Origin of the sequence: Arthrobacter sp. HMWF013, assembly GCF_003061105.1 — a bacterium.
In the GTDB taxonomy this organism is placed as follows: Bacteria; Actinomycetota; Actinomycetes; order Actinomycetales; family Micrococcaceae; genus Arthrobacter.
In genome coordinates this window covers 1-23,161 of record NZ_QAIQ01000106.1, presented here as the reverse complement: position 1 = coordinate 23,161, position 23,161 = coordinate 1, and the positions used below count along the sequence as shown (strand labels likewise).

Sequence of the window (23,161 nt, the reverse complement as noted above, 5' to 3'; positions counted from 1 at the left end):
GCCCGGCGCACCTACACAGTGGCCGGACCGACCGGCCAGCCCGTTCAGGCGAGCATCGCGTTCGACGGCGTCACCGCCGTCGTCGAGGTGGCCAACACCTGCGGGCTCGGGCTGCTGCCGGACGGCAGGCTTGAGGCGCTCGACGCCTCAAGCCGCGGTTTCGGTGAAGCGGTCCTGTTCGCCCTCAGCCTCAACCCGGCCAGGATCGTGCTGGCCCTGGGCGGCAGCGCCAGCACCGACGGAGGCATGGGCATGCTGACCGCCCTGGGCTACAGCTTCCGCGATGCCGAGGGGCGCCAACTTTACGGCAACGGCCGGACCCTTGTCCGGATCCATACCGTCCACCGGAGTATGCTGCCCGAACTGGCCGACACTGAGTTCGTCATCGCCAGTGACGTCCACAACCCGCTCCTCGGAGCCGAGGGCGCCGCCGCGGTGTTCGGACCGCAGAAGGGTGCCGGACCCGGGGACGTCACGGTACTTGAGGCGGGACTGGAACATCTGGTCGCCACGATGGAAGAGGCCGGTTTTACGGCCTCCGGCGCACTGGCGGAGCACGCAGGTGCCGGCAGCGCCGGCGGAATTGGCTACGCCTGCCTGCTGCTGGGTGCCACGCAGGTCTCCGGCGCCGATTATTTCCTGGACCTGCTGGACTTCAACACCCGCAAGGACAACTGCGACATCGTGATTACCGGCGAAGGCAGCATCGACGAACAGACCCTGGCCGGGAAGCTGCCCGCCGCCGTCGCCCGCCGTTCAGGGGCCCTGCCCATCATCGCCGTCGCCGGCCGTTCCCTCCTCGCCAGGGAGCGGTGGTCCGAAATGTCCCTCACCCGCGTTTACACCCTGGCCGAGTACACCGACAAGGACTCCTCCAAGGATTCCGAGCTCTCCCGGGCCCTGCTCCGCCGGATCGGACGGGATATCGGAACAAGCCTCCTGTAAGCCGGCTGCCACCGCTCACAGGAACAGGAACGCCCGCCCGGGGGTAGCCCGGGCGGGCGTTCCTGCGTGGCGCCACCTCCGGCGACGGCCCTTGAGGATCCCTGCCTCCTGGTAATTACTGCGCAGGCATGGGACTGTCCGGTGCACTGTCCAGGCCTTTCGTCACTTCGTAGTGGAAGCCATCGCGGTCCTCCGCCGCCCAGGCCTCATAGAACTCAGCTTTTTCGAAGAGCCTTCGGTTCCCCGCAGGCGGACGGAGCCAGAGGATCTTCCCGTCGTCGGTCACCGCATCAACGTGTCCACCGCTGACGGTGCTGCCCAGCTGCCGGATCTCCACGATGGCTCCCGTGAGGAGCGTCCAGTCGGTAACGCGTCGCAGGTCCATGCTCAGCCGTGGTTGTACATAACGTGCTTGGTGCGGGAGAAGTCTTCCAGGGCGTACACGGAAAGGTCCCGGCCGTAGCCTGAGCCCTTGAAGCCACCCCAGGGCATTTCGTTGGCAATGACCAGGTGCGAGTTGACCCAGACAGTGCCAAAGTCGAGCCGGCGGGGTGCGGACAGGGAACGGGCACTGTCCGTGGTCCACACGGATGCGGCGAGCCCGTACATGGTCTCGTTGGCCCGCGTGATGGCCTCATCGTCCGTACTGAAAGTCTCAACGGACACCACGGGACCGAAAATCTCCGAACTGGTGATGGCGGCTCCGGCAGGCACGCCGGTCACCACCGTGGGTTCGATGAAGTAGCCGGGACCCTCCATGGCGTTGCCGCCGACGGCGATGGTCAGGCCATCCTTGCGGATGTCCTCGAGAGCCGCGAGGACCCTCTCGTAGTGGGCCTTGGAGATCATCGAACCGATTTCGACGTCGGCTCCCGCGCCGGGTGCTCCGACGGAGATTTCGCCCACTTCGCGTACCAGCAGTTCGGTGAACTTTTCCGCTACCGACTCATGGACCAGGACCCGGCACGCCGAGCCGCACTCCTGCCCGCCGTTCCAGAACCCCGCTTCACGGACACCCTTCGCGGCCGCCTCCAGGTCGGCGTCGTCGAACACCACCACGGGGGCCTTGCCGCCCAGCTCCAGGTGCACGCGCTTGACCGTTGCGGCCGCACTGGCTGCGACCTTCTGGCCGCTGCCGACGCTTCCGGTGATGGCCACCAGGTCCACGTCCGGGTGCTCCGAAATCCGGTTGCCCACCACGCGCCCGGAACCGGTGACGATGTTCAGGACGCCGGGCGGGACTTCCCCGGCGATGAGCTCGGCAAGCTTCAGCGTGCTCAGCGGCGTCTGCTCCGAGGGCTTGAGCACCATGGTGTTGCCGGCCGCCAGGATCGGGCCGATCTTCCAGGCAGCCATCAGCAGCGGGTAGTTCCACGGAGTGATCACGCCGACCACGCCCACCGGCTCGCGGAGGATCACCGAGGTGTGGTTCTCCGCGTAGTCACCTGCCCCGGGCGCGGTGAAGGCACGTGCCGCACCGGCCGAGAACCGGAAGGTGTCGATGGCGCTTGAAATGTCGTCTTCGGCCACGGCTGCCGGTTTCCCGGTGTTGGCGGCTTCCAGGGATTCAAGCAGTCCGCGGTTGGTTTCGATGATGTCCGCAATACGGAGGAGGACCGTGGAACGGTCTTTAGGGGTCTTTGCTGCCCACGCCGCTTTGGCCGCAACGGCAGCCGCGACGGCGGCGTCCACGTCCTCGACGGAGCCCGCGGGCACCTGCATGAGGATTTCTTCCGTGGCCGGATTTTCCACATCAACGGTTGCAGCCGAACTCGACGCGACAAACGCCCCGCCGATGAACTGGCCGAAAGGAGGAAGGGAAGGCGCAGGCATCTCCCCGGCCCTGCGGACGGCGAACAATGCTGTTTCTGACGTGGTCATGATTTTCCTTCTGTCCTGTCTTTAGCTACGGAGACTTGGTCGAAACGGGTATTTTTTCGTTCTGGTGTTCCCAGAAGTCGGCTCCCTCGATCCCCAACGCCTTCGGATCGAAGGTAGGGTCCAGCCCCAGCTTCCGCTGGCGCTCGTAATCGAGGTAGATCTTGCGGACCAGCGGAAACAGGAACGCCAGGCAGATGAGGTTGACCCATGCGATCAGGCCCAATCCGATATCGCCCGCCGCCCACATGAGCTCGGCGTCCACCACGGATCCGAAGAACACGATCGCCAGGGTTCCTATCTTGAGGATGGTCTTCCAGGCATGGCCGTTCTTCCCGTCCAGCAGGTAGAGAAGGTTCGAGTTTGCAACATAGAAGTAGGCGAGCAGGCACGTGAAGCCGAAGAGAAGCACCGCGATTGCCACGAACCCGGCTCCCCAGCCAGGCACCAGGGTGTCTATGGATTCCTGGACCCAGTTGGCGCCGACGGGGACCCCCGGCAGGTTGTTGACCAGGAAGCCTCCTGAACCGTCTGAAACGTTGTACTTGCCCGAGACCACCATCATGAGCCCGGTGGCCATGCAGATCAGCAGCACATCGATGTAGATGCTGAACGTCTGGACCAGGCCCTGCTTGCCCGGGTGGGACGTGCGGGCCGCGGCCGCCGCGAAGGTGGCTTCGCCCAGGCCGTTCGATGAGGCGAACACCGCCCTGCGCACGCCCCACGCAACAGCCGCGCCGGCGATGCCGCCGAGGATCGGGTGCACGCCGATGGCCGACTGGAAGATCAGGACAACTGCCTCGGGAACCTTGGAGAGGTTGGTGAAGATGACGGCCAATGCCAGGACGAGGTAGCCGATGGCGAGGACGGGCACGAGCCCCTGGGTGACCTTGACCACCCGGGTGGTACCGCCCAGGATGACCAGGCCGATCAGCACCGTGACGAGGATGGCGGGAACCCAGCTGGGCAGGTTGAACGCATGCTCCGCGCTGGCCGCGATGGTGTTTACCTGCAGACCGGGGAAGACAAAGCCGTAGCCGATCACGCCGAGGACGGCCACCACCGCGCCAATCTTCGGCAGTTTCAGGCCGTACTTGATGTAGTACGGCATGCCGCCGATATCCTCGTTGGCCTTGCGCCGGTCTTCATCGAGGACCTGGCGCTTGAACGCCTGGGACAGCGTGGCCTCCGCATAGCCCACGGTGCACCCGACCAGGCCCGTGACGGCCATCCAGACGAGGGCACCGGGCCCGCCGGCACTGACGGCGGTGGCGACACCGGCAATGCTCCCGACGCCGACCCTGCTGGCCAGCGCGAGGACGAGCGCCTGGAATGAGGACAGTCCTTCACTGCTGTCATTGGTCTCCCTGAGCTGCCGCAGCATGTCGGGGATCCTTCTGAACTGAACGCCCTTGGTGGCTACCGAGTAGGCGACGCCCAGGCCGAGCACGACGTAGGCCATGGGCGCCCAGATCGCGTCGGAAATGACGGTGAGGAGCTCCGCGAAGTCGATGCCGCCCACCGCTTATCCGGTCTTCTGGGTGAGGTGGGACAGGGCAGCCAGGGAGCTCCGGACACGCCCGAGGTCCTCGGGGGTGAGGTCGGCAGTGGGGCGCCGGGGCAGACCGGCCGGAATTCCCTGCAGGGACAGGCCGGCCTTGACCGATGGGATGAACGGTACAGAGAGGAGCGCGTCGATCACGGGGTACACCGCCTTCCACACTTCGCGGGCCCCCGTGAGGTCACCGTCGGCGATCCGCCGGCTGACAGCAACAATTTCATCCGGCACGACGTTGGCCGTGCCGGCCATAACACCGGCGGCACCTTCGGCAAGCGCGCTGTAGATGTAGGCATCCCACCCGATGAAGGTGCCGATGACATCACTGTGGTGGTGGATCAACTGGAGTGCCTGTTCAAAGTTGGCGCTGGAGTCCTTGATGTAGCGGATGTTCTCCACTTCCTCGGCCAGCGAGCGAACCGTGGCCGGGTCCAGGTTGACGCCGGTGACGGCGGGGATGTTGTAGAGCATGATCGGGAGTTCGACGGCGCCGGCCACGTCCTTGATGTACGTCACGGTTTCCTCGAGGGAGAGCGGCTCGTAGTAGGGCGTGATGAGCATCAGCACATCGGCGCCCAGCTCTTCGGCTGCCTTTGACAGGCGGATGGCTTCGGCGGTGGACGTGGCGCCGGTATTGGCAATGACCGGGACCCGGCCGTTGGTGTGCTCGATGACAGTCTGGATCAGGAGCAGCCGCTCCTCGGAGGAGAGGGCCCCGACTTCACCGGTGGAGCCTGCTGCCACAACGCCGTCGACCCCGGCCTCGATGGACCTGTCAACAATCCGCCGCAACGTGGCAACGTCGATGGATTCGTCCTGGTTGAACGGGGTGGACAATGCGGTGAGTACGCCGCTGAGTGCTTTGGTCATGTCTGTTTCCTCTTTCAGTACGATCTGGTGGGACGCTGGCTCAGGCGGCCACGGAGATCCCGGAATGGTTGGGGGCCTGGCGCTGGGTGGCCAGCACACTGGCGGCCTCCTGGGCGGCCGAGAAGCCGGTGGTGATGGAGCTTTCGGTGTACAGGGTTCCCAGGAAGTCGCCGGCCAGGAAGACGCGTTCGGTCCCCCTCATCAGCGTGGACTGGAGCTTGGCGCGGCCGGGGAAGCAGTAGGGGGAAGCAACCTTCCACCGGTCGGTCTGGGCCTCGACAACGCTTCCGGCAAATCCGTGGCCCAGGACCTGGTCGAGATCGCGAAGGTGGGTCTGGATGACTTCTTCGTCGCTCTTCTCCAGCAGTGCGCGGCCGAGGCTGGCCGGTGAGAAGGTCATGAAGCTGCCGCCGGGCTTCCGGACGGACTCCGAGCCGCGGACGATGCTCGCCTGGTTCAGGGCGATGGCGAACGAGCGTTTGGGTGCTGCGATGGCATAGATGTCGTCCCAGGGCCGGGCCGAGGTCTCGTTGGTCAGGAAGGCAGTGCTGACGTGCGGGCCGTACTTGATCTGGCTGAGGGCCCCGCGAAGATCCTCGGGAAGATCCACGCCGATCTTGTGGGACACATCAGCCGTGGTGGCCAGGATAACCGTGCGGGCTTCCACTTCATGGTCCACGCCGCCCTGGCTGTAACGGACCACCACCGAGTCCTTCTTGTGCACAATTTCCTGGACGGTGGCGCCGAGCTGGATGCGGTCGCCCAGCGAGACCGCGATTGATTCCGTCAGCGTGGACGGACCGCCGACGATGCCCTGGCTGAGCCCCTGTCCGATACCGAGGACGAGGCTGAAATAGCCGATTCCGGCGCCGGCAGAAATCTCGTTCATGTCACCGGCGGAACGCGTGACGGTGGTCTTGAACAGTGCGGCTGCGTCGTCGGACAGGTTTCCGATGAAGTCCAGGAACGAGTTGTCGTTCTCGAAGTCGTAGATGCGCTGCTGGCGCATGGATCCGGATTCCCCCGAACGCTTCCTGACGACGCCCGTGTACTTGGCAACACCGCTGACAACCTTCAGCCCGGCGCGCAGCGTGTCGATACGCGACGACAGGGACATCGGGATGCGGAGCGGGTAGGTGGCGATATGTCCCTTGCGGATGAACTTGCCGTTCATGGACAGGGCCTGGAGGGACCCGGGGATCTGAACGGCCGTCACGCCCACTTCATTGAGCAGCGAATCGGTGGAGGAGCCTGCGCCCGCGAAGACGTGTCCTCCCCAGTTCAGCCAGTAGGCACCCCGGCGTTCGGAGCGGATCCGCCCGCCAACCCTTTCTGCCGATTCCAGCAGGAGCGTATCCCAGTGACGCAGCCGCCAACCGGCCGAAAGACCGGCGAGTCCAGCGCCAACGATGACTACATCTTTCATGTGTTTGAACTTTCCTTACGGGGAATGGGGGGGTGCCGGGTCTGCGACCGGAAAGGTCGCGGTGTGTCACGCGGCACATGGGCTTTGGGGGCGGTTCCGTGGAGCCGGGCGTAGTGAAGATTGCCGATCAGTTGCTGTGATGTGCGCCTGGTCACAGGTAAATACTACATCATTGTATGATTAATGCAATAGGTTTTCTGAGCTGGTGGCACTTCGCATCCAGCTGTCCGACAGCATGTACCCCAGCGGAAAAGGGTCGGTCGGGTCGAGGCCAACCTGGGACATGTCGGTGATCCACGCCTGGCCAGCCACGCTCGGAACGACGGCGTCATAGCCGCCCACGCGCGTCAACGACTCGATGGTGCTCTCAAACCGGCTGCCGATCAGAGACTCATGAACAAACTTTTCTCCGGGAACAATGAGTCCACGGGCGTGCATCACAGCGAGACGCGCGGAGGTCCCCGTCCCACAGGCGCACCTGTCAATTCGTCCAGGAGAGACGACGACGGCATTCCGGGAGTAAATGACGTCGCCTTGGCGCCGCAGCGGCTTAGTGAACTCGGTATTGGTGATCCCGGCGAACGCCGGGTTTTCCGGATGGACCGTCACCAGTTGTTCCGCGGCGGCAGCCTTGATGCGCTGGCCCACCAGGCACAGGTCCCGCGCCTCGTCCGGCACCAGGTCAAACCCCAGGCTCCCGGCTTCGATGATGGCGTAGGCCATGCCGCCCCACGCTACGTCCAAGGTGACGGTTCCAAGGCCGGGCACTTCGACCCGGGCGTCCAGTTGGTAGACGAACGCCGGCTGATTGGTGAAGCGGACACTGAGCACCTTGCCGTCCCGGCACTCGCAGCGCAGCCGGATAAGGCCGGCCGGGGATTCCAGGGTGAGCTCCGTGACAGGTTCCTGCATCGGCACCATGCCCGTCTCCAGAAGGACCGTGGCGACGGCGATCGTGTTACCGCCGGACATGACCGGGTATTCCTCCGCCTCCATGATGACGTAGCCCATGGCGGCGGCCGGGTCAGTTGATGGAAGGACCACGTTGACCGACCGGATCATCGAGCCCCGGGGTTCCTTCAGCAAAAGCTGCCTGATGTCGTCGCGTTCCCGCTCGAGGTAAAGGCGCTTTTCAAACATGCTGTTCCCGGGCACGTCTCCGACGCCGCCGACGACGACGTTGCAGACTTCGCCGCCAACGTGGCAGCCAACGACGTTGAACACTTTGCTGAACCGCATTCAGATTCTCCAGACGTGCAGATAAATCCCCTGTCAGGGCAGGGCGGTCATTGAACCGGGGTGTCCCGGCGTTCGTTGAGGCTGCGAAGGAAGGTCTTGGTTGCCTCCGCCTGGGGATTGTCGATGACCTGCGACGGCGGACCCTGCTCTGCGACCCGCCCCTCGGACATGAAGACGACCTCGTCCGCGACGCCACGTGCGAACCCGATCTCATGGGTGACCACGATCATGGTCATGCCGCTGCGCGCCAGCTCCTTCATGACTTCGAGGACTTCACCGACGAGCTCGGGGTCGAGTGCTGACGTGGGTTCGTCGAACAGCATCACTGACGGCTTCATGACCAGGGCCCGTGCGATGGCCACGCGCTGCTGTTGGCCCCCGGAGAGGGTGCTGGGATAGAAGTCCGCCTTCTCGGCAAGCCCCACACTGCGGAGCAGCTTCATCGCCTCCTCCCGGACCTGCTTCGGCGGCCTCCCCAGGACCCGGCACGGCGCCTCGATCAGGTTCTCCAGGACCGTCAGGTGGGGGAACAGGTTGAATGACTGGAAAACCATGCCCGTTGCCGCCCGTTGGCGTGCAATCTCGTTTGGCCGCAACTCGTGGAGCTTCTCACCTTTGACCCGGTAGCCCACCACTTCACCGTTGACCATCACGGCGCCGCTTGAAGGCTTTTCGAGGTGGTTGATGCATCGCAGCATTGTTGACTTGCCCGATCCGGACCGGCCGAGGATGACTACGACCTGACCGGGATAAACGTCCAGGTTGACGGATTTGAGCACCTCGAGGTCACCGAAGCTCTTGCGCAGTTCGACGATCTTTACGATGGGCCCGGACTTATCCCTCAGGGATTCCGTGCTGGGGGTGGTGGTCATGGCTAGCCCTCCTCTGCAGTGGTTGATGACAAGGTTGTCCGAACGCGCTTGCGCGGGCCTCCCAGGCCTATCCGGCCCCGCTTGGCGGTGCTTTGATGACCGGCAACGCCGCGTCCGTAGTAGCGCTCGATGCGCTGCTGGAATACAGTCAGGATGCTCGTGCACAGCAGGTACCAGAACGAGACCACGATCAGCAGCGGGATGGTTTCGAAGGTCTGGGTGTAGATCATCTGCGCGGAGTAGAGCAGGTCAGGCAGCGCGATCACGCTGACCAGTGAGCTGTACTTGAGCATGCCGATCACCTGGTTGCCTGTGGGTGGCACAATCACCCGCAGCGCCTGGGGCAGGATGATCCGCCGGAACGCCATGAGGTTGTTCATGCCCAGCGCAGCGGCCGCTTCGGTCTGGTGCTTGGGCACCGAGAGCAAGCCGCCACGCACGATCTCGGCCATGTAGGCCGATTCGTGGAGCGCGAGGCCTACCAAGGCAACCGTCCACAGGGTCAGTACCGAGTTAGTGGGGCCACCCACCAGCTCCGGTCCGCCGAACGGTACGCCAAGGCCGAGGCGCGGGTAGAGGGCGGAGAGGTTGTACAGGAAGATGAGCTGGATCAGCAGCGGCGTTCCCCGGAAGAACCAGAGGTAGGCGCCGGCCACACCCTGAAGAACCTTGTTCTCCGACAACCGGCAGGCAGCCAGGAGGATGCCCAGCAGGATCGCCATGGTCATACTCACGACCGTCAGGATCAGCGTGCGCCCCAGGCCGGCCATGATTTCCGGGTAGAACAGGTAATGCCACACGGTGGCCCACTGGAAGTTCTCGTTGGTCACCATCGAGTGGACGAGGTTGGCGACGATCAGCAACAGGAGGACGGCGGCGACCGTCCGGCCGTGATGCCGCAGCGGGACGGTTTCCTTCGCCAGGGTCTGCTGATCGGGGGTCAGTGCAGGTGAGGCGCCCCCGGCAGCCTCCGTATGTTGCGAATGCGACGTTGCTTTAGCGCTTTCCATGGCAACTATTACCTTTCGATTCCGTAGGACGCCATCAGTGGGTCAGCTGCCCGGATTCGGGATGATCTCGGACTTGTCTACCGCACCAAGGCCACCATTGAGGTCGTCCAGGACCTTGGAAAGCTCCCCGTCCTTGATCAGCTTGTCGGTGGCGGCCTGGAAGGCTTTGGCCAGCTGCGCGGTGTCGGCGTTGTTGGCCAGGGCGAGGCCGGTCTTGATCTCCGGGCCGAAGCCGAGCTTGGCCAACTTGAACTGGCCCTTGGTGTTCTCAACGGTGTAGGCGGCCTGGCTGCCGCTGGCCAGGCACGCGTCGAGGCGGTCCTGGCTGAGGGCAAGGTTGACCTGTGCCTGCGTCTGGAAAGTCTCCACCGTGGTTTCGGCTCCGCCTGACGCCTTGCATTCGTCGGCCATGGCTTGGGCGGTGGCCGCCTCTGAGGACCCCAAGGAGGCCCCGATCTTCAGTCCGCAGACGTCACCCGGCTTGTCAAAGCTGGTTTTGTCCGAGCCGGCCTTGACGATGAACTCGTCCTTGGAGACGTGGTTCGTGACGAAGGTGACCACCTTGGTCCGCTCGTCAGTTACGTTGATCTCCCCCGTCGCCGCATCAAAGCGGCCCGCCTGCAGGCCGGGGATGACGCCGTCGAACGGAATGATCTTGAACTCGACCTTCAGGCCGAGCAGGGCGGCCGCCTTGCGGGTGAGCTCGATATCCCAGCCCGTCACCTCGCCGCCGCCGACAGGTTCCATAACCGCCGGCGCGTAGACCGCTGCGGCGACCGTCATGGTCCCCTTCCCCTTGACCGAGGCCGGCACCATTTCGGCCAGTGCGGCGTCCACGCTGGGGGCGGAATCCACGCTGGACGCACCCCCGGCAGGCTGGGCCTGCGGGGATGAACCACATGCAGACGCGCCGAGCAGGACGGTGGCAAGAATGCTCGCCGTGAGGGTGCCGCGCATCACGCGGGCAGATGGGCGGAAGTTCATGGGTTCTCCTGAGGTGGGGTTTATTGCTGGTCAGCGGCCAGAGATAGCGGGGGCGGCCCGGGCGAATCCGCCGAAGGCCTGCCCGGCTCATGTCAGGCCCTGATACCAACGCTGGGGGAAGTGGATCAGGGGGCTTCAACGGGAAGTGGTACACAACAGCTGCCGCGGTATCGGCACAACGATGCAGCGGCAAAGCAAGGAGGACAAGCATTCACAACTCCGGACGGAGTCCCCAGGATCGGCTGGAGACTGATTGGTCCATCACCCTTGACGGGGTATATGAAGTACATCACAGCAATGACTTTAAAACAATAGTTTAGGGATATATGTTTTAGCGGCCGGGGTGTGGTGAAGCCCGGCGTCACCGTCTCGGGGCACGTCTGCCGGCCTGTAGGCTCGCAACAGTGACTAAGGGTCTCTGAATGTGTAAAGATTCAAGGTAATAGGGAAATTGGGCTGGCCGCCCGCTCCCGTGTACCAGCGTCAGGAGGGGCTCCGAAATGAGCGTTGCCCTCTCCACCCGCGCCCTGGACCTGCTCCTGCTGCTGCGGGGAAGTGAGCCGGAAGGGCTGGGGCGGGCCGAGCAGGTTTCCTATCAGCTCGAAACCGCCATTCTGATGGGCATCCTCACCGAGGGCGATCGCCTGCCGACGGAGTCCGTACTGGCCGCGGAACTCGGTATCTCGCCCATTACCCTCCGCCAGTCCCTTGCTGCCCTGCGGACCAAAGGCCTGATCGAAACGAGCCGGGGCCGCAGTGGCGGGAGCGTTATCCGCCGGCAGATCGAGCTCACAGACACACAACTGCAGCACAAACTCAAGGAAACCAGCACGGAAGCCCTCCGGGACCTCGGGGATCTGGGGGCCGCCATCGCTTCAATGTCCGCCCGTCTGGCCGCCGACCGCGCCGATCCTCAAAACGTTGAGCATCTGCAGGGCCTGGTTCAGCTCCACCGGGACACCATCGATGACCGGGCCCGCCGCCGGATGGACAGCAGGTTCCACGTGGCCATCAGCATTGCCGCACAGTCAAGCAGGCTGACCTCGGCGGCTCTGCAGCTTGAAGCTGAACTGATGACCCTGTGGTGGGGCGTGCCCGTCCTCCCGGGCAGCGGGGACTCGCTGGTGGAACAGCACCTGGCGATCGTCGAGGCGATCAGGGCGCGGGATGCCGACGCAGCAGCCCGTGCCGCGGAGCACCACAGCCGCAGTGAGATGGAATTCCTGATTGAGCAGCATCTGAGGCTGTCGATGAAGCCTGACAAAGGTGCGTGACGTGGAACCTTTGACAGAGGCCCTTGAACGGACCGCCGGCGCCATATCCTCGAGCATCGACGGGGTCTTTGCCGACCTTGAGAAGATCGGCGCCGCAGTCACCGCCGCCGCCAACGCAGCGCCCGGCATCCCCCGCCGCGGCGAGTTCCTGTTCCTGAAGCAGGACCTGGCCAATTTCATCAGACTGCATTCCGCCCTCATCGTCGGGGCAGGAATTGCCTACGCCCCCGGGAGCCTCCCGGAAGCGCCGCACTGGCTGGAATGGTGGCGCGGGCAGCCCAAAGGTGAGCCGAAGTTCGTCACCCACGACCTCAACCCCGAGTCACTGAACTACTACGACTACACCACCCGTGAATGGTTCAAGCTCCCTTCCACCACCGGTCGGCCCGTAGCCGTTGGGCCTTACGTGGACTTCGGGGGCATCAACAGCAGCATCATCACGCTCTGCGTACCGGCTCCCACCGCCCAGGGAATCCACGTGCTGGGATGCGATCTGACCCTGGCAAACCTTGAGGGCGTCTTCCTTCGGGCCCTCCAACTCCGTGATCCGGCGGTTGTCCTGCTGGGCCCCAACGGCCGGGTCATTGCCTCGAACAACGCCAGGATCGCTACAGGCACGCTGCTCTTGGACAAAGACCTGCAGCGGGCCACCTCCTCAACGGACGTCTCGCCCGAGGTCCCCGCCCGTCTGCCGTGGAAGCTCATCACCCTCGACGGCTGACAGCGGGCGCGGACAGTTACGGCTGACAGCGAGCGCTCCGCCGCAACCGCCAACTCCCGCAGGTCCCGCGAAATGACCCGTCCGGAGAGACAATGACGGTATGAGCACAGAAGAGCCCCTGCCGCCCGCTGCTGTACCCCCGGCCCCGGATGCCGCGCCGACGGCCCAGCGCGCGGAACCTGTTCCTCAGCCAGCGGGCGTGTCCGCGCCTCACCGCGTCACCCGGGCTGCCGTCATCTGGAGTGCCGTGGCTGTCAGCCTGGTGGTGCTGGTGCTGCTGATCATCTTCTTCATCCAGAACCAGGACATGGTGGCCGTGAAATTCCTCGGCTTTGAGGGCCGGCTTGCCCAGGGCGTGGCCTTCTTCATCGCAGCCGTCGGTGGCGGCATCCTGGTAGCGATCGCCGGTGGTGCCCGCATCCTCCAACTGCGCCGCAACGAAAAACGACGCCGCAACGCCACCGGCGCATAGCGCCGCCCGGGCTACTCCCCCGCGCCCGCGTGTTCCTCCGGGACAGCGTTCAGCTCCGCGCGGGTGGGTGGGTTGGCACCGGGCCGCGAGACGGTGATGGCGGCAGCCTTGGATGCGTGGGCCAGGAGCTCAGCCAGGCCCTCGGCCGGGAGATCCCGCAGTTCCTCCCGGTTCTGGGCTCCATCCAGGCCGCGGTCCACAATCCCGGAGAGCAGCGCGGCCATGAACGAATCCCCGGCACCCACGGTGTCAGCCACCTCCACTCCGGGGGCCGGATACTCCGCCTCACCTGCGGCCGTGACACCCCACGGGCCGGCCGCACCGCGCGTGACAACCACCATGGCAGGCCCTTCCGAACCGCCCAGGGCCAGCCAGCGGCGGGCAGAATCCAGTACATCCGCGCGCGGGTAGAGCCATGCAAGGTCCTCGTCCGAGGCCTTGACCACGTCTGACAAGGTGACAAACTTCTCCGCCTGCCGCCGCGCATAGTCCACATCGGTGATGATGCTGGGGCGGCAGTTCGGGTCGAAACTGATAGTGGCTGCCGGGTGGGCGTGCTCGACGGCGGCCAGCACGTCTGCGGCGCCCGGCGCCAGCATCGTGGCGATGGAACCGGTGTGCAGCAGGGTGGTTCCCTGCAGCATGAACGCCAGCCGGTCCGCCAGGCCGGGAAGCTCCCAGGCGAGGTCGAACGTGTAGGTGGCGGCGCCGTCGTCGTCGATCAGGGCGGTGGCCACGCTGGTGGGCAGCTCATCGGGGCCCAGCGGCAGCATGACCGAACTGGAGCGCAGGTGCGCCGCCACCGAATCACCGTAGGCGTCGCGGCCGTAGCGGCCGATGAACTGCACGGGATGGTCGAGCCGGGCCAGGCCCACCGCGACGTTCAGGGGACTGCCGCCCACATGGGCCTCGATCCCGGAGGCGCGCTGGACAACATCAACAAGGCCTTCGCCGATAACAGTGAGCATGGTCATACTCTGCCAGAGAAGCCGCCGCCAGGCATTGTGGGAAGCGGGCTTCGCCTACTATGGAGATATGACATCCCATGTCCTCCGGCCGATGACGGCTGCCGTGCCCGACGTCGAACATGTGCTCGCCACCCGGGGCACGGGCGGCTACCGCCAATACAGGATCCCGGCCCTGGCCGTCTCCCGGGAGGGCACGCTGCTGGCCGCCTACGATGGGCGCCCCAACCTGGATGACCTGCCCAACCCGATCGACCTCCTGCTCCGCCGCAGTACGGACAGCGGCCGGACCTGGGGCCCCCAGCAGGTGGTGCGGACCGGCGAGGGCCTGAATGGCTACGGCGATCCGAGCCTCCTGGTGCACCTGGAGACCGGCCGCATCTTCCTGTTTCACGCCGCGGGCACGCGGGCGGGCTTCTTCGAGGCGGTGGCCGGGCTGGAGCCTGATGACTCGGTGCAGCACTGCGACCTCAGCTTCTCGGACGACGACGGCCTGACCTGGCACCACCGCAGAATCACTGCCCAGCTCAAGCTGCGGCCGTCCCCGCGCCCGGACGAACCGGAAATTACCGGGATTTTTGCCGCTGCGGGGCAGGGCATCCAGATCCACACCGGCCCCTTCCGCGGCCGGCTGGTGCAGCAGTTTGTTGTCCTGGCGGGCGGTGCAATTATGGCCGCATCCGCGTACAGCGACGACCACGGGGACACCTGGACCCTCGGGGAGCTCATCGGCGCCGGGACGCACGGCTTCAGCCCCAACGAGAACAAGGTAGCTGCACTTTCAGACGGCCGGCTTCTCCTCCACAGCCGGGGTACACCGCGCCGTCTTGCCGCAATATCCGACGACGGCGGGACCACCTGGGGTGCGCTGCTTCCCGTCGGGGACCTCCCGGACCCGGGCGACAACGGCTCGCTGGTCCGCTTCGACGGGCTGCCCACTGTTGGCTCGTTCGCCGACGAAGCGACAGACACCTGGCTGCTGGCCACGAACAACCACGATCCGTCGCTGCGGCGGAACACAGTCCTGAGCCTTTCCCCCGACAACGGCCGCAGCTGGCCCGCGAAGCTGGTCCTGTGCCCCGGAAGCTCCGCCTATTCGACGGCGGCCCGGCTTCCCGACGGGAACATCGGCGTCCTCTACGAGCGGCAGGGGTACCGCGAAATCGTCTTCGCGTCGGTCCCGGCGGAGCAACTGGTCGGACAGCTCACCAAGGACAGGGCCGGCGCCGCGCCTGGGGTCGCGGCAGTCTCCCACTCAGGCGCCGTCCAGCAGGTGTCCCCCACCCTGGTCTTCGACATGGAACTCCGCTCCATCACCCCCGGCCGCCCGGCGGTCTGGCAGAACGCCGGGGAGTTCCACGTGGTGCCGTCCGGCAGCGACGGCTGGGGCGTCCACACCTGGAAGGAAATCGGGCAGGGCTACTCGGCTGAGGCGGCGCAGGTCATCGGCACCCGGGAGGCGCAGGACCTGAACTACGGCCCCATCATTCCCGGCTACAAGGCCGGGGACATCCTCGCGTTCACCGGCAGGGCCCGCAACGAAGGCACCCTGCCCCTGATCGGCGTCGGGCTTTCAGGTCCCGGCTCGGAGGTCTTTCCGCCGGCCGATCTGGGCGCAGGCGAGGAAGTCCTCTACTTCACCCCCGCCTACACCGTCACCGGAGCTGATGTGGCACGCGGGTTCGCGGAAGTGACCTTCGGGGTGGCCGCCGCCTGTGACGGGCGTGCCGTGCGCCGCCGTCGGGCCTTCAGGCTTGACACCCGCATAGGTGGCATCAGTGAGTCGCACTGAGAGAGCGTTGACCCAAAACCCGCATTAAGGGAGAGAGCGTCCGGGGAAAACGTGCGGTACGTGAGAGAGCGTTGGAACCGGCGGCCGCTTGACGCGGACCTGTGATGGCGCTTACAGTCATCCTACGAGCTCGGACGTCCTACATCCGATAAACCTTCTGGAATGGCGAGGCCCTCATGAATGTAACCACCAAGAACCTGCCGCTGGTCAACGACGCCAGCCGCCGGAATTTCCTCAAGCTGACCGGCGCCATGGGCGCCGCGGCAGCATTCACCGCCTCAGTGGCCGCCTGCGGCAGTCCGGCAGCCACCACCACCACGGGCGGCTCAGCGAGCGCCGCGGCAGTCAACAAGGACCTCACCATCGAAGCGGGCATCTCCTACGCCCTCTCCACCGGCTTCGACCCGCTCAGCTCGTCCGGCGCCACCCCGATGGCCGCCAACCTGCACATCTTTGAAGGCCTCATCGAGCTCCACCCGGCCACCCGCGAACCGTACAACGCGCTGGCGGCGGCAGACCCCAGGAAGGTCACCGACACCACCTACCAGGTGACCCTCCGCGACGGCGCCACCTTCCACAACGGCTCCCCCGTCACCACCGAGGACGTCGTCTTCTCCTTCACCCGGGTGATGGACCCCGCGAACAAGTCGCTGTTCTCCCAGTTCATCCCGTTCATCCAGGACGTCAAGGCGGTTGACGCAAAGACTGTCGAGTTCACCCTCAAGTACGCGTTCCCCGGCTTCGGCCCCCGCATCTCCGTGGTGAAGATCGTCCCCAAGGCCCTCGCCACCGATCTGAAGGCCTTCGACGCCGCGCCCGTAGGCACCGGCCCGTACAAGCTCATCTCCGCCGTCAAGGACGACAAGATCGTCTTCGAAGCCTTCGCCGGCTACAACGGGCCCAAGCCCGCACTCGCCAAGGGCATGACCTGGCTCCTGCTCTCCGACGCCGCAGCCCGCGTCACCGCCGTCCAGTCCGGCCGCGTCCAGGCCATCGAGGACGTCCCCTACCTGGACATCGACGGCCTCAAGTCCAGGGTCAAGGTCGAATCCGTCCAGTCCTTCGGCCTGATGTTCCTCATGTTCAACTGCAACAAGGCGCCCTTCAACAACAAGCTGGTCCGCCAGGCCCTGCACTACGGCCTGGACAAGGACGCCATCATCAAGAAGGCCCTGTTCGGCAACGCCAAGGCCGCCAGCTCCTACTTCCAGGAAGGCCACCCGGACTACGTCAAGGCCAAGAACGTCTACGGCTACGACGCCAAGAAGGCCGAAGAGCTGCTGAAGGAAGCCGGCGTGACGAGCCTCGAGTTCGAGCTGCTCACCACGGACACCGCCTGGGTCAAGGACGTTGCCCCGCTGATCCTCGAATCGTGGAACAAGATCCCGGGCGTCAAGGTCTCCGTCAAGAGCATCCAGTCCGGCGCCCTGTACACCGACCGCGTCGGCGCCGGCGACTACTCGGTGGTTGCAGCCCCGGGTGACCCTTCCGTCTTCGGCAACGACGCGGACCTGCTCCTGAGCTGGTTCTACTCCGGCGCCACCTGGATGGAAAAGCGAGCCTACTGGACCGCCCCGGAGCGCGCCCAGCTGCAGGAGCTGATGAACAAGGGCTCCCAGGCTGCCAAGGAAGATGCCAGGAAGATCACCGGCGAAATCGTCGACCTGATCTCCGAGGAACTCCCGCTCTACCCGATCTTCCACCGCCAGCTGCCCAGCGCCTGGGACGACAAGAAGCTCAACGGCTTCAAGCCGCTGCCCACCACCGGCATGTCCTTCATCGACGTCGGACGCACCGCCTAAGCACCCCCTTGCGTTGCGAGGCCTGCCCTGCGCCCCTGATCCCCCCGGGAAGCACGCAGGGCAGGCCCGCAACACAGGATCTGCAGCACCCCACACACACCGGAGAACACATTGGTCACGATATTGCGTCTGCTCGGCCGCAGACTCGCAGCACTGCCATTAATGATCCTGGGCATCACCTTGCTGGTCTTCCTCGTCCTGCAGGCAGCTCCCGGCGACCAGGCAAGCTCGGCCCTCGGCGACGGCGCCAGCGAAGAAGCCAAACAGCAGTACCGCCAGGAAAACGGCCTGAACGATCCGCTGATCGTGCAGTACTTCGGCTTCCTCGCCAAGCTGCTGCGGTTCGATCTCGGCGTCACCACCCCGCCGGCAAAATCGGTGGCATCCATGATCGGCTCGGCGTTCCCCCTGACGCTTCAGCTGACCTTCCTGGGCGTCCTCATCGCGATCGTCCTGTCCCTGGTCTTCGGCATCCTCGGTGCCCTGTACCGCGATAAATGGCAGGACCAGCTGGTCCGCGTCTTCTCGATCGCCGCGATCGCCACGCCGTCGTTCTGGCTGGGCATCCTGCTCATCCAGTGGTTCGCCCTCGGCGCCAGCCCGCTGTTCCCCTCCGGCGGCATCGCGACGCCGGAATCCGGTTTCGGCGGCTGGCTCAACTCCATGGCCCTCCCGGCCCTGGCGCTCGGCATCCCTGTTTCGGCGTCACTGATCCGGGTGGTCCGCACCTCGATGGTGGAGGAGCTGGACCGCGATTACGTCCGCACCGCCATCGGCAACGGCGTCCCCTACGGCGAAGTGGTCTCCAAGAACGTCCTCCGCAACGCCCTGGTCACTCCGGTGACCGTGCTGGGACTGCGCGTGGGCTACCTGCTGGGCGGCGCCGTCGTGATTGAAATGATCTTTGCCCTGCCCGGCATGGGCCAGTTGATCCTGAACGGCATCACCAACCTGGACATCAACCTGGTCCAGGGCGTGGTGCTCACCATCTCCGTCACCTTCGTTCTGGTGAACATCGTGGTGGACCTCCTCTACCTGCTCATCAACCCCCGAATCAGGACGGTATAGCTCATGCGCAGCAAGCTCGCAGACCGGCTGAGTGCGCCGGGCATCCGTTTCAAGGCCCTGCCCTGGGGCTCCCGCATCGCCCTTCTCTTCCTCATCATGATCGTCCTGGCGGCCGTCTTCGCGCCGGTCATCGCCCCGCATGACCCGCTGGAAACGTTCATCCCGGCCACCCCGCCGGGCGCTGAGCACTTCTTCGGCACCGACCGGCTGGGCCGCGATATCTTCTCCCGGCTGCTGTTCGGCGCCCAGTCCTCGCTGATGATCGGCCTCGGCGCCGTGATCCTGGCCATCCTGGTCGGCGCCCTGCTGGGGTCCCTCGCCGCGACGTCCAGCAAGGCAGTGAACGAAATCATCATGCGCCTGATGGACATCCTGATGGCATTCCCGGGCATCGCCCTGGCGGCCGTCCTGCTGGCCGCTTTCGGCAACTCCGTGCCCACCATCATCATTGCGATCGCCATCATCTACACCCCGCAGCTGGCCCGCGTGGTCCGCGCCAACGTGCTGTCGCAGTACGGCGAAGACTATGTCCGCGCCGAGCGCGTGATCGGTGCCGGCCGCTTCTACATCCTGCTCAAGCACATCGTCCGCAACACCGCAGCCCCCGTGCTGGTGTTCGCCACGGTCATGGTGGCCGACGCCATCATCCTCGAGGCCTCGCTGTCCTTCCTGGGCGCCGGCGTGCAGGACCCCGCGCCGTCCTGGGGCAACGTGATTTCCTACGGCCGCAACCTGGTGCTGTCCGGCGGCTGGTGGGCCACCACCTTCGCCGGTGTGACCATCCTGCTGACGGTGCTGTCTCTGAACATCCTTGCCGAGGGCCTCACCGACGCCATGGTGAACCCGAAGCTGCGCAAGGCAGTGACCGTGAAGGACGACGACGGCTCGGCAGCTGTTGTTGCCGGCGCTGCGGTGGGTGCCGCCGTCGAACCTGTTGATACCCAGGTGGCGACCTCCGTGGCCCAGCCTTCGGTGGTGGAGGAGCACGAGCTCGACGGCGTCCGCGCCGCCTTTGGTGATGTCCTTACCGAAGAGCGCTACACCGAGGCAGCCGTCCTCGCCGATCCGAAGCTTGCCGCGGCGAACCCGCACCTGTTACTGGACAAGGAACTCGAACTGCTCTCAGCCATCGAGGCCAAGCGCACCGACCGCCTCCCCCAGGTCCCGGTTGGCGCGCGGAACGTCCTTGAAGTGAAGAACCTGTCCATCCGCTTCCCCGGCCGTTTCGGCGAGACCGCGATCGTGGACAACGTCTCCTTCACCGTCCGCGAAGGCGAAACCATGGGCCTGGTGGGTGAATCGGGCTGTGGAAAGTCCATCACCTCCCTGGCCGTCATGGGCCTGCTGCCCAAGACCGCCCAGGTTACCGGGTCCATCACCTTCGACGGCAAGGAACTGCTGGATCCGTCTACCAAGCACAGCAGCATCAAGGCCTACGAGGGCCTGCGTGGCCAGCAGATCGCCATGGTCTACCAGGACGCGCTGAGCTCCCTGAACCCGTCCATGAAAATCAAGGACCAGCTGGAGCAGCTGACCAAGCGCGGCGGCCGCAAAACCCCCACCGAGCTGCTGGAACTGGTCAAGCTCGATCCCGTGCGGACACTCGCCAGCTACCCGCATGAGCTCTCCGGCGGCCAGCGCCAACGCGTCCTGATCGCCATGGCCCTGTCCCGTTCGCCGAAGATCGTGGTGGCGGATGAGCCCACCACCGCCCTGGACGTCACCGTCCAGAAACAGGTGGTGGACCTGCTCAACGACCTGCGCGAACAACTCGGCTTCGCCATGGTCTTCGTCAGCCACGACCTCGCCCTGGTAGCCTCCCTGGCCCACCGCATCACGGTCATGTACGCGGGCCAGGTGGTGGAATCAGCACAGGCGTCCGAACTCCTGCAGAACCCCCAACACGAATACACCCGCGGCCTGCTCGGTGCCGTCCTCTCCATCGAGGCCGACGCCGTCCGGCTGCACCAGATCCCCGGCACCGTCCCATCCCCGCGCGACTTCGCCGCCGGTGACCGCTTCGCTCCGCGCTCCCTGCGGTCCGACGCCGATCCGGACCAGAAGCTGGTCCTGACATCCGTAAGTGCCGCCGGAGGCGGGGATGCCGACCACTACTGGGCAAGCCACCTGAAGGAGGATGCACAGTGAGCGAATCCACCGGTAAGCCGGTCATCGAGCTCAAGGACGTCAAGGTCCACCACCACGCACGCGGCGGCGGGCTCTTCCGCCCCAACATCGTCAAAGCCGTGGACGGCGTCGACTTCACCATCAGCCGCGGCGAAACCGTGGGAATCGTGGGTGAGTCCGGCTGCGGCAAGTCCACCCTCGCCTCCGTGCTGGTGGGACTGCAGGTCCCGACGTCGGGCGAGGTCCTCTTCCACGGCAGGCCCGCCATCAAGCGGAACGCCGCGATGCGCAAGGAATTCGGCCGTTCCGTGTCCGTTGTCTTCCAGGACCCGGCCACCGCGCTGAACCCGCGGATGACCGTCCAGGACATCCTGACGGACCCGCTGCAGATCCACGGCATCGGAACCGCAGCTTCGCGGGCGGCCAAGGTCAAGGAACTGCTGGCCCTCGTGGGCCTGCCGCAGTCCGCGTCCGAGGTCACGCCGTCGCAGGTTTCCGGCGGGCAGCGGCAGCGTGTGGCGATCGCCCGCGCCCTGGCCCTGGATCCGGACATCATCGTGGCGGACGAGCCGACGTCGGCCCTGGACGTTTCGGTGCGCGCGCAGGTCCTGAACCTGCTCTCGGACCTGAAGACCCAGCTGAACCTGGGCATGGTGTTCATCTCGCACGATATCCAGACCGTCCGCTATGTATCGGACCGGATCTGCGTCATGTACTTCGGCAAGATCGTGGAGCAGGGCACCGCCGCACAGGTCTTCGACAGCCCCACCAACGATTACACCAAGAAGCTCCTGGGCGCCGCCCCGAGCCTCCTGCACATCTAGCTTCCCCTTCATCAGTTCCAACCAACGGAGAATTCACGTGTCTACCCAATTCCAGGGCGTCATCCCGCCTGTCGTCACCCCCCGCCACGCCGACGGCAGCATCGACACCGCGTCGCTGAAGAACGTCACCAAGCACCTGCTCGACGGCGGCGTGTCCGGACTCTTCGTCCTGGGCTCATCAGGCGAGGTCCCCTACATGACCAACGCCGAGCGTGAACTCGTGGTCTCCACCATCGCCGACGCCAACGCCGGCGCGGTGCCGCTGATCGTGGGCGCCAACGAGCAGACCACCCACCGCGTGATCGAGGAAGCCAGGAAGGTCATCGACCTGGGCGCCGACGCCATCGTGGTCACGTCCATGTACTACGCGATCGGCAACGTGGCGGAAACCGAAACCCACTTCCGCGACATCCACGCTGCGATCGACAAGCCGATCTTCGCCTACGACGTGCCCGTCCGCACCCACTTCAAGCTCCCCACAGACCTCCTGGTCCGTCTGGGCCGCGACGGTGTCATTGCCGGCGTGAAGGACTCCTCCGGCGATGACGTCTCCTTCCGCCAGCTGCTCCTGGCCGCCCGCGATATCCCCGACTTCGACATCTTCACCGGCCACGAAGTGGTGGTGGACGGCGCCCTCCTCGGCGGCGCCCAGGGCGTGGTCCCCGGGCTCGGCAACGTGGACCCGGCCGGCTACCGCCGCCTGTTCGACGCCGCCCAGACCGGCGACTGGGCCGGCACAGTCCGCGAACAGGACCGCCTGGCCGACCTCTTCGAGATCGTCTACACCCCCAACGGCCGCGTCTCCGGCGGCGCAGCAGGGCTCGGCGCCTTCAAGACCGCCCTCCAGATCATGGGCATCATCGAGTCCAACACCATGAGCGTGCCCATGCTGTCCCTCAACGAGACCGAGACGACCGCCATCAAGGTCATCCTGGAACGCAACGGGCTCGTTTAGTCAGTCGTGGTTGGGTTGGGTGCGCTGGGCATGCTCCTTTTGCCGGTTGCTGCGCTCGTTCCTCGCGCTCTGACGCAACCTACACAAAAGAACCATGTCCAGCGCTGCAAGCGGGGCACTTAGGTGCCTGGCGGGAGGTGTCTAAGCGCCGGCAAGGCCGCGGACTGGCAGACCCGACACGACGAACCAGACAGGACAGACATGCAGTACGCGATCGGTGTGGACCTTGGTGGTACTAAGACTGCTGCCGGGGTTGTTTCGGCGGACGGTGAGGTGCTGTTTTCGGAGACCATTCCGACGCTGAACCGGGATGGTGGCGGGGCGATTCTCGATGCTACGGCGGCGCTGGTTTCTGCCCTTATTGCGAAGGCCCAAGCAG

20 protein-coding genes are annotated in these 23,161 nt (G+C 65.4%); 10 read left to right on the top strand and 10 right to left on the bottom strand.

What is annotated here, in order from left to right:
• The coding region (locus DBR22_RS05120; protein WP_108598088.1) for a glycerate kinase at positions 1 to 945 on the top strand (945 nt) is incomplete at its 5' end.
• A 115-nt stretch (positions 946 to 1,060) separates the two neighbouring features.
• Here DBR22_RS05120 and DBR22_RS05115 read toward each other — a convergent pair.
• The 9 genes from DBR22_RS05115 to DBR22_RS05075 form a co-directional block, all read right to left on the bottom strand.
• Positions 1,061 to 1,330: a hypothetical protein gene (locus tag DBR22_RS05115; protein ID WP_181365032.1), complete on the bottom strand. Its 270-nt coding sequence runs from the start codon at positions 1,328 to 1,330 to the stop codon at positions 1,061 to 1,063.
• A 2-nt stretch (positions 1,331 to 1,332) separates the two neighbouring features.
• Positions 1,333 to 2,826 carry an aldehyde dehydrogenase family protein gene (locus tag DBR22_RS05110; protein ID WP_108598086.1) on the bottom strand — a complete coding sequence of 498 codons (1,494 nt, stop codon included), beginning with the start codon at positions 2,824 to 2,826 and terminating at the stop codon, positions 1,333 to 1,335.
• Between the two features lie 25 nt (positions 2,827 to 2,851).
• Positions 2,852 to 4,345: an alanine/glycine:cation symporter family protein gene (locus tag DBR22_RS05105; protein WP_108598085.1), complete on the bottom strand. Its 1,494-nt coding sequence runs from the start codon at positions 4,343 to 4,345 to the stop codon at positions 2,852 to 2,854.
• Positions 4,346 to 4,348: 3 nt separating this feature from the next.
• A complete protein-coding gene (dapA, locus tag DBR22_RS05100) occupies positions 4,349 to 5,251 on the bottom strand; it encodes a 4-hydroxy-tetrahydrodipicolinate synthase (protein ID WP_108598084.1) in 903 nt (300 codons plus the stop codon).
• 40 nt (positions 5,252 to 5,291) lie between these two features.
• Positions 5,292 to 6,677 carry a protoporphyrinogen/coproporphyrinogen oxidase gene (locus tag DBR22_RS05095; RefSeq protein ID WP_108598083.1) on the bottom strand — a complete coding sequence of 462 codons (1,386 nt, stop codon included), beginning with the start codon at positions 6,675 to 6,677 and terminating at the stop codon, positions 5,292 to 5,294.
• Between the two features lie 180 nt (positions 6,678 to 6,857).
• Complete coding sequence (locus DBR22_RS05090; RefSeq protein WP_108598082.1) at positions 6,858 to 7,916, bottom strand: proline racemase family protein; 1,059 nt, start codon at positions 7,914 to 7,916, stop codon at positions 6,858 to 6,860.
• 47 nt (positions 7,917 to 7,963) lie between these two features.
• Complete coding sequence (locus DBR22_RS05085; RefSeq protein ID WP_108598081.1) at positions 7,964 to 8,788, bottom strand: amino acid ABC transporter ATP-binding protein; 825 nt, start codon at positions 8,786 to 8,788, stop codon at positions 7,964 to 7,966.
• Positions 8,789 to 8,790: 2 nt separating this feature from the next.
• A complete protein-coding gene (locus tag DBR22_RS05080; protein WP_108598080.1) occupies positions 8,791 to 9,798 on the bottom strand; it encodes an amino acid ABC transporter permease in 1,008 nt (335 codons plus the stop codon).
• Between the two features lie 42 nt (positions 9,799 to 9,840).
• A complete protein-coding gene (locus DBR22_RS05075) occupies positions 9,841 to 10,782 on the bottom strand; it encodes a transporter substrate-binding domain-containing protein (protein WP_108598079.1) in 942 nt (313 codons plus the stop codon).
• Between the two features lie 500 nt (positions 10,783 to 11,282).
• Between DBR22_RS05075 and DBR22_RS05070 the strand changes: the two genes are divergently transcribed.
• The 3 genes from DBR22_RS05070 to DBR22_RS05060 all read left to right on the top strand — a co-directional run bounded on the left by DBR22_RS05070 (position 11,283) and on the right by DBR22_RS05060 (position 13,249).
• Positions 11,283 to 12,056: a FadR/GntR family transcriptional regulator gene (locus tag DBR22_RS05070; protein ID WP_108598078.1), complete on the top strand. Its 774-nt coding sequence runs from the start codon at positions 11,283 to 11,285 to the stop codon at positions 12,054 to 12,056.
• Between the two features lies 1 nt (position 12,057).
• Positions 12,058 to 12,777 (top strand): cache domain-containing protein, encoded by a 720-nt coding sequence (locus tag DBR22_RS05065; protein WP_146187394.1) that lies wholly within the window; start codon positions 12,058 to 12,060, stop codon positions 12,775 to 12,777.
• Between the two features lie 100 nt (positions 12,778 to 12,877).
• Positions 12,878 to 13,249: a LapA family protein gene (locus DBR22_RS05060; protein WP_108598076.1), complete on the top strand. Its 372-nt coding sequence runs from the start codon at positions 12,878 to 12,880 to the stop codon at positions 13,247 to 13,249.
• 11 nt (positions 13,250 to 13,260) lie between these two features.
• Here DBR22_RS05060 and DBR22_RS05055 read toward each other — a convergent pair whose 3' ends face one another.
• Positions 13,261 to 14,217, bottom strand: coding sequence for a carbohydrate kinase family protein (locus DBR22_RS05055; RefSeq protein WP_108598087.1), 957 nt, complete (start codon positions 14,215 to 14,217; stop codon positions 13,261 to 13,263).
• Positions 14,218 to 14,284: 67 nt separating this feature from the next.
• Between DBR22_RS05055 and DBR22_RS05050 the strand changes: the two genes are divergently transcribed.
• The 6 genes from DBR22_RS05050 to DBR22_RS05025 all read left to right on the top strand — a co-directional run bounded on the left by DBR22_RS05050 (position 14,285) and on the right by DBR22_RS05025 (position 22,782).
• Positions 14,285 to 16,006, top strand: coding sequence for a sialidase family protein (locus tag DBR22_RS05050; protein ID WP_108598075.1), 1,722 nt, complete (start codon positions 14,285 to 14,287; stop codon positions 16,004 to 16,006).
• A gap of 176 nt (positions 16,007 to 16,182) precedes the next feature.
• The gene (locus tag DBR22_RS05045; RefSeq protein WP_108598074.1) at positions 16,183 to 17,808 is read left to right on the top strand and encodes an ABC transporter substrate-binding protein; all 1,626 of its coding nucleotides are present in this window, start codon (positions 16,183 to 16,185) and stop codon (positions 17,806 to 17,808) included.
• A 111-nt stretch (positions 17,809 to 17,919) separates the two neighbouring features.
• Positions 17,920 to 18,876, top strand: a complete 957-nt coding sequence (locus DBR22_RS05040) for an ABC transporter permease (RefSeq protein ID WP_108598073.1) — start codon at positions 17,920 to 17,922, stop codon at positions 18,874 to 18,876.
• 3 nt (positions 18,877 to 18,879) lie between these two features.
• The gene (locus DBR22_RS05035) at positions 18,880 to 21,024 is read left to right on the top strand and encodes a dipeptide/oligopeptide/nickel ABC transporter permease/ATP-binding protein (protein ID WP_108598072.1); all 2,145 of its coding nucleotides are present in this window, start codon (positions 18,880 to 18,882) and stop codon (positions 21,022 to 21,024) included.
• Entirely contained in the window at positions 21,021 to 21,827 is an 807-nt protein-coding gene (locus tag DBR22_RS05030) for an ATP-binding cassette domain-containing protein (protein WP_108598071.1), read from the top strand. The genes DBR22_RS05035 and DBR22_RS05030 overlap by 4 nt, the downstream gene beginning before the upstream one ends.
• A 37-nt stretch (positions 21,828 to 21,864) precedes the next feature.
• Positions 21,865 to 22,782 (top strand): dihydrodipicolinate synthase family protein, encoded by a 918-nt coding sequence (locus DBR22_RS05025; RefSeq protein ID WP_108598070.1) that lies wholly within the window; start codon positions 21,865 to 21,867, stop codon positions 22,780 to 22,782.
• The last annotated feature ends 379 nt before the right edge of the window (positions 22,783 to 23,161 follow it).

Excerpts from the sequence above, each read along its gene's own strand:
- DBR22_RS05115 (WP_181365032.1), bottom strand. The coding sequence starts at position 1,330 with ATGGACCTGCGACGCGTTACCGACTGGACGCTCCTCACGGGAGCCATC.
- DBR22_RS05110 (WP_108598086.1), bottom strand. The coding sequence starts at position 2,826 with ATGACCACGTCAGAAACAGCATTGTTCGCCGTCCGCAGGGCCGGGGAG.
- dapA (WP_108598084.1), bottom strand. The coding sequence starts at position 5,251 with ATGACCAAAGCACTCAGCGGCGTACTCACCGCATTGTCCACCCCGTTC.
- DBR22_RS05095 (WP_108598083.1), bottom strand. The coding sequence starts at position 6,677 with ATGAAAGATGTAGTCATCGTTGGCGCTGGACTCGCCGGTCTTTCGGCC.
- DBR22_RS05090 (WP_108598082.1), bottom strand. The coding sequence starts at position 7,916 with ATGCGGTTCAGCAAAGTGTTCAACGTCGTTGGCTGCCACGTTGGCGGC.
- DBR22_RS05085 (WP_108598081.1), bottom strand. The coding sequence starts at position 8,788 with ATGACCACCACCCCCAGCACGGAATCCCTGAGGGATAAGTCCGGGCCC.
- DBR22_RS05080 (WP_108598080.1), bottom strand. The coding sequence starts at position 9,798 with ATGGAAAGCGCTAAAGCAACGTCGCATTCGCAACATACGGAGGCTGCC.
- DBR22_RS05075 (WP_108598079.1), bottom strand. The coding sequence starts at position 10,782 with ATGAACTTCCGCCCATCTGCCCGCGTGATGCGCGGCACCCTCACGGCG.
- DBR22_RS05070 (WP_108598078.1), top strand. The coding sequence starts at position 11,283 with ATGAGCGTTGCCCTCTCCACCCGCGCCCTGGACCTGCTCCTGCTGCTG.
- DBR22_RS05060 (WP_108598076.1), top strand. The coding sequence starts at position 12,878 with ATGAGCACAGAAGAGCCCCTGCCGCCCGCTGCTGTACCCCCGGCCCCG.
- DBR22_RS05055 (WP_108598087.1), bottom strand. The coding sequence starts at position 14,217 with ATGCTCACTGTTATCGGCGAAGGCCTTGTTGATGTTGTCCAGCGCGCC.
- DBR22_RS05050 (WP_108598075.1), top strand. The coding sequence starts at position 14,285 with ATGACATCCCATGTCCTCCGGCCGATGACGGCTGCCGTGCCCGACGTC.
- DBR22_RS05045 (WP_108598074.1), top strand. The coding sequence starts at position 16,183 with ATGAATGTAACCACCAAGAACCTGCCGCTGGTCAACGACGCCAGCCGC.
- DBR22_RS05035 (WP_108598072.1), top strand. The coding sequence starts at position 18,880 with ATGCGCAGCAAGCTCGCAGACCGGCTGAGTGCGCCGGGCATCCGTTTC.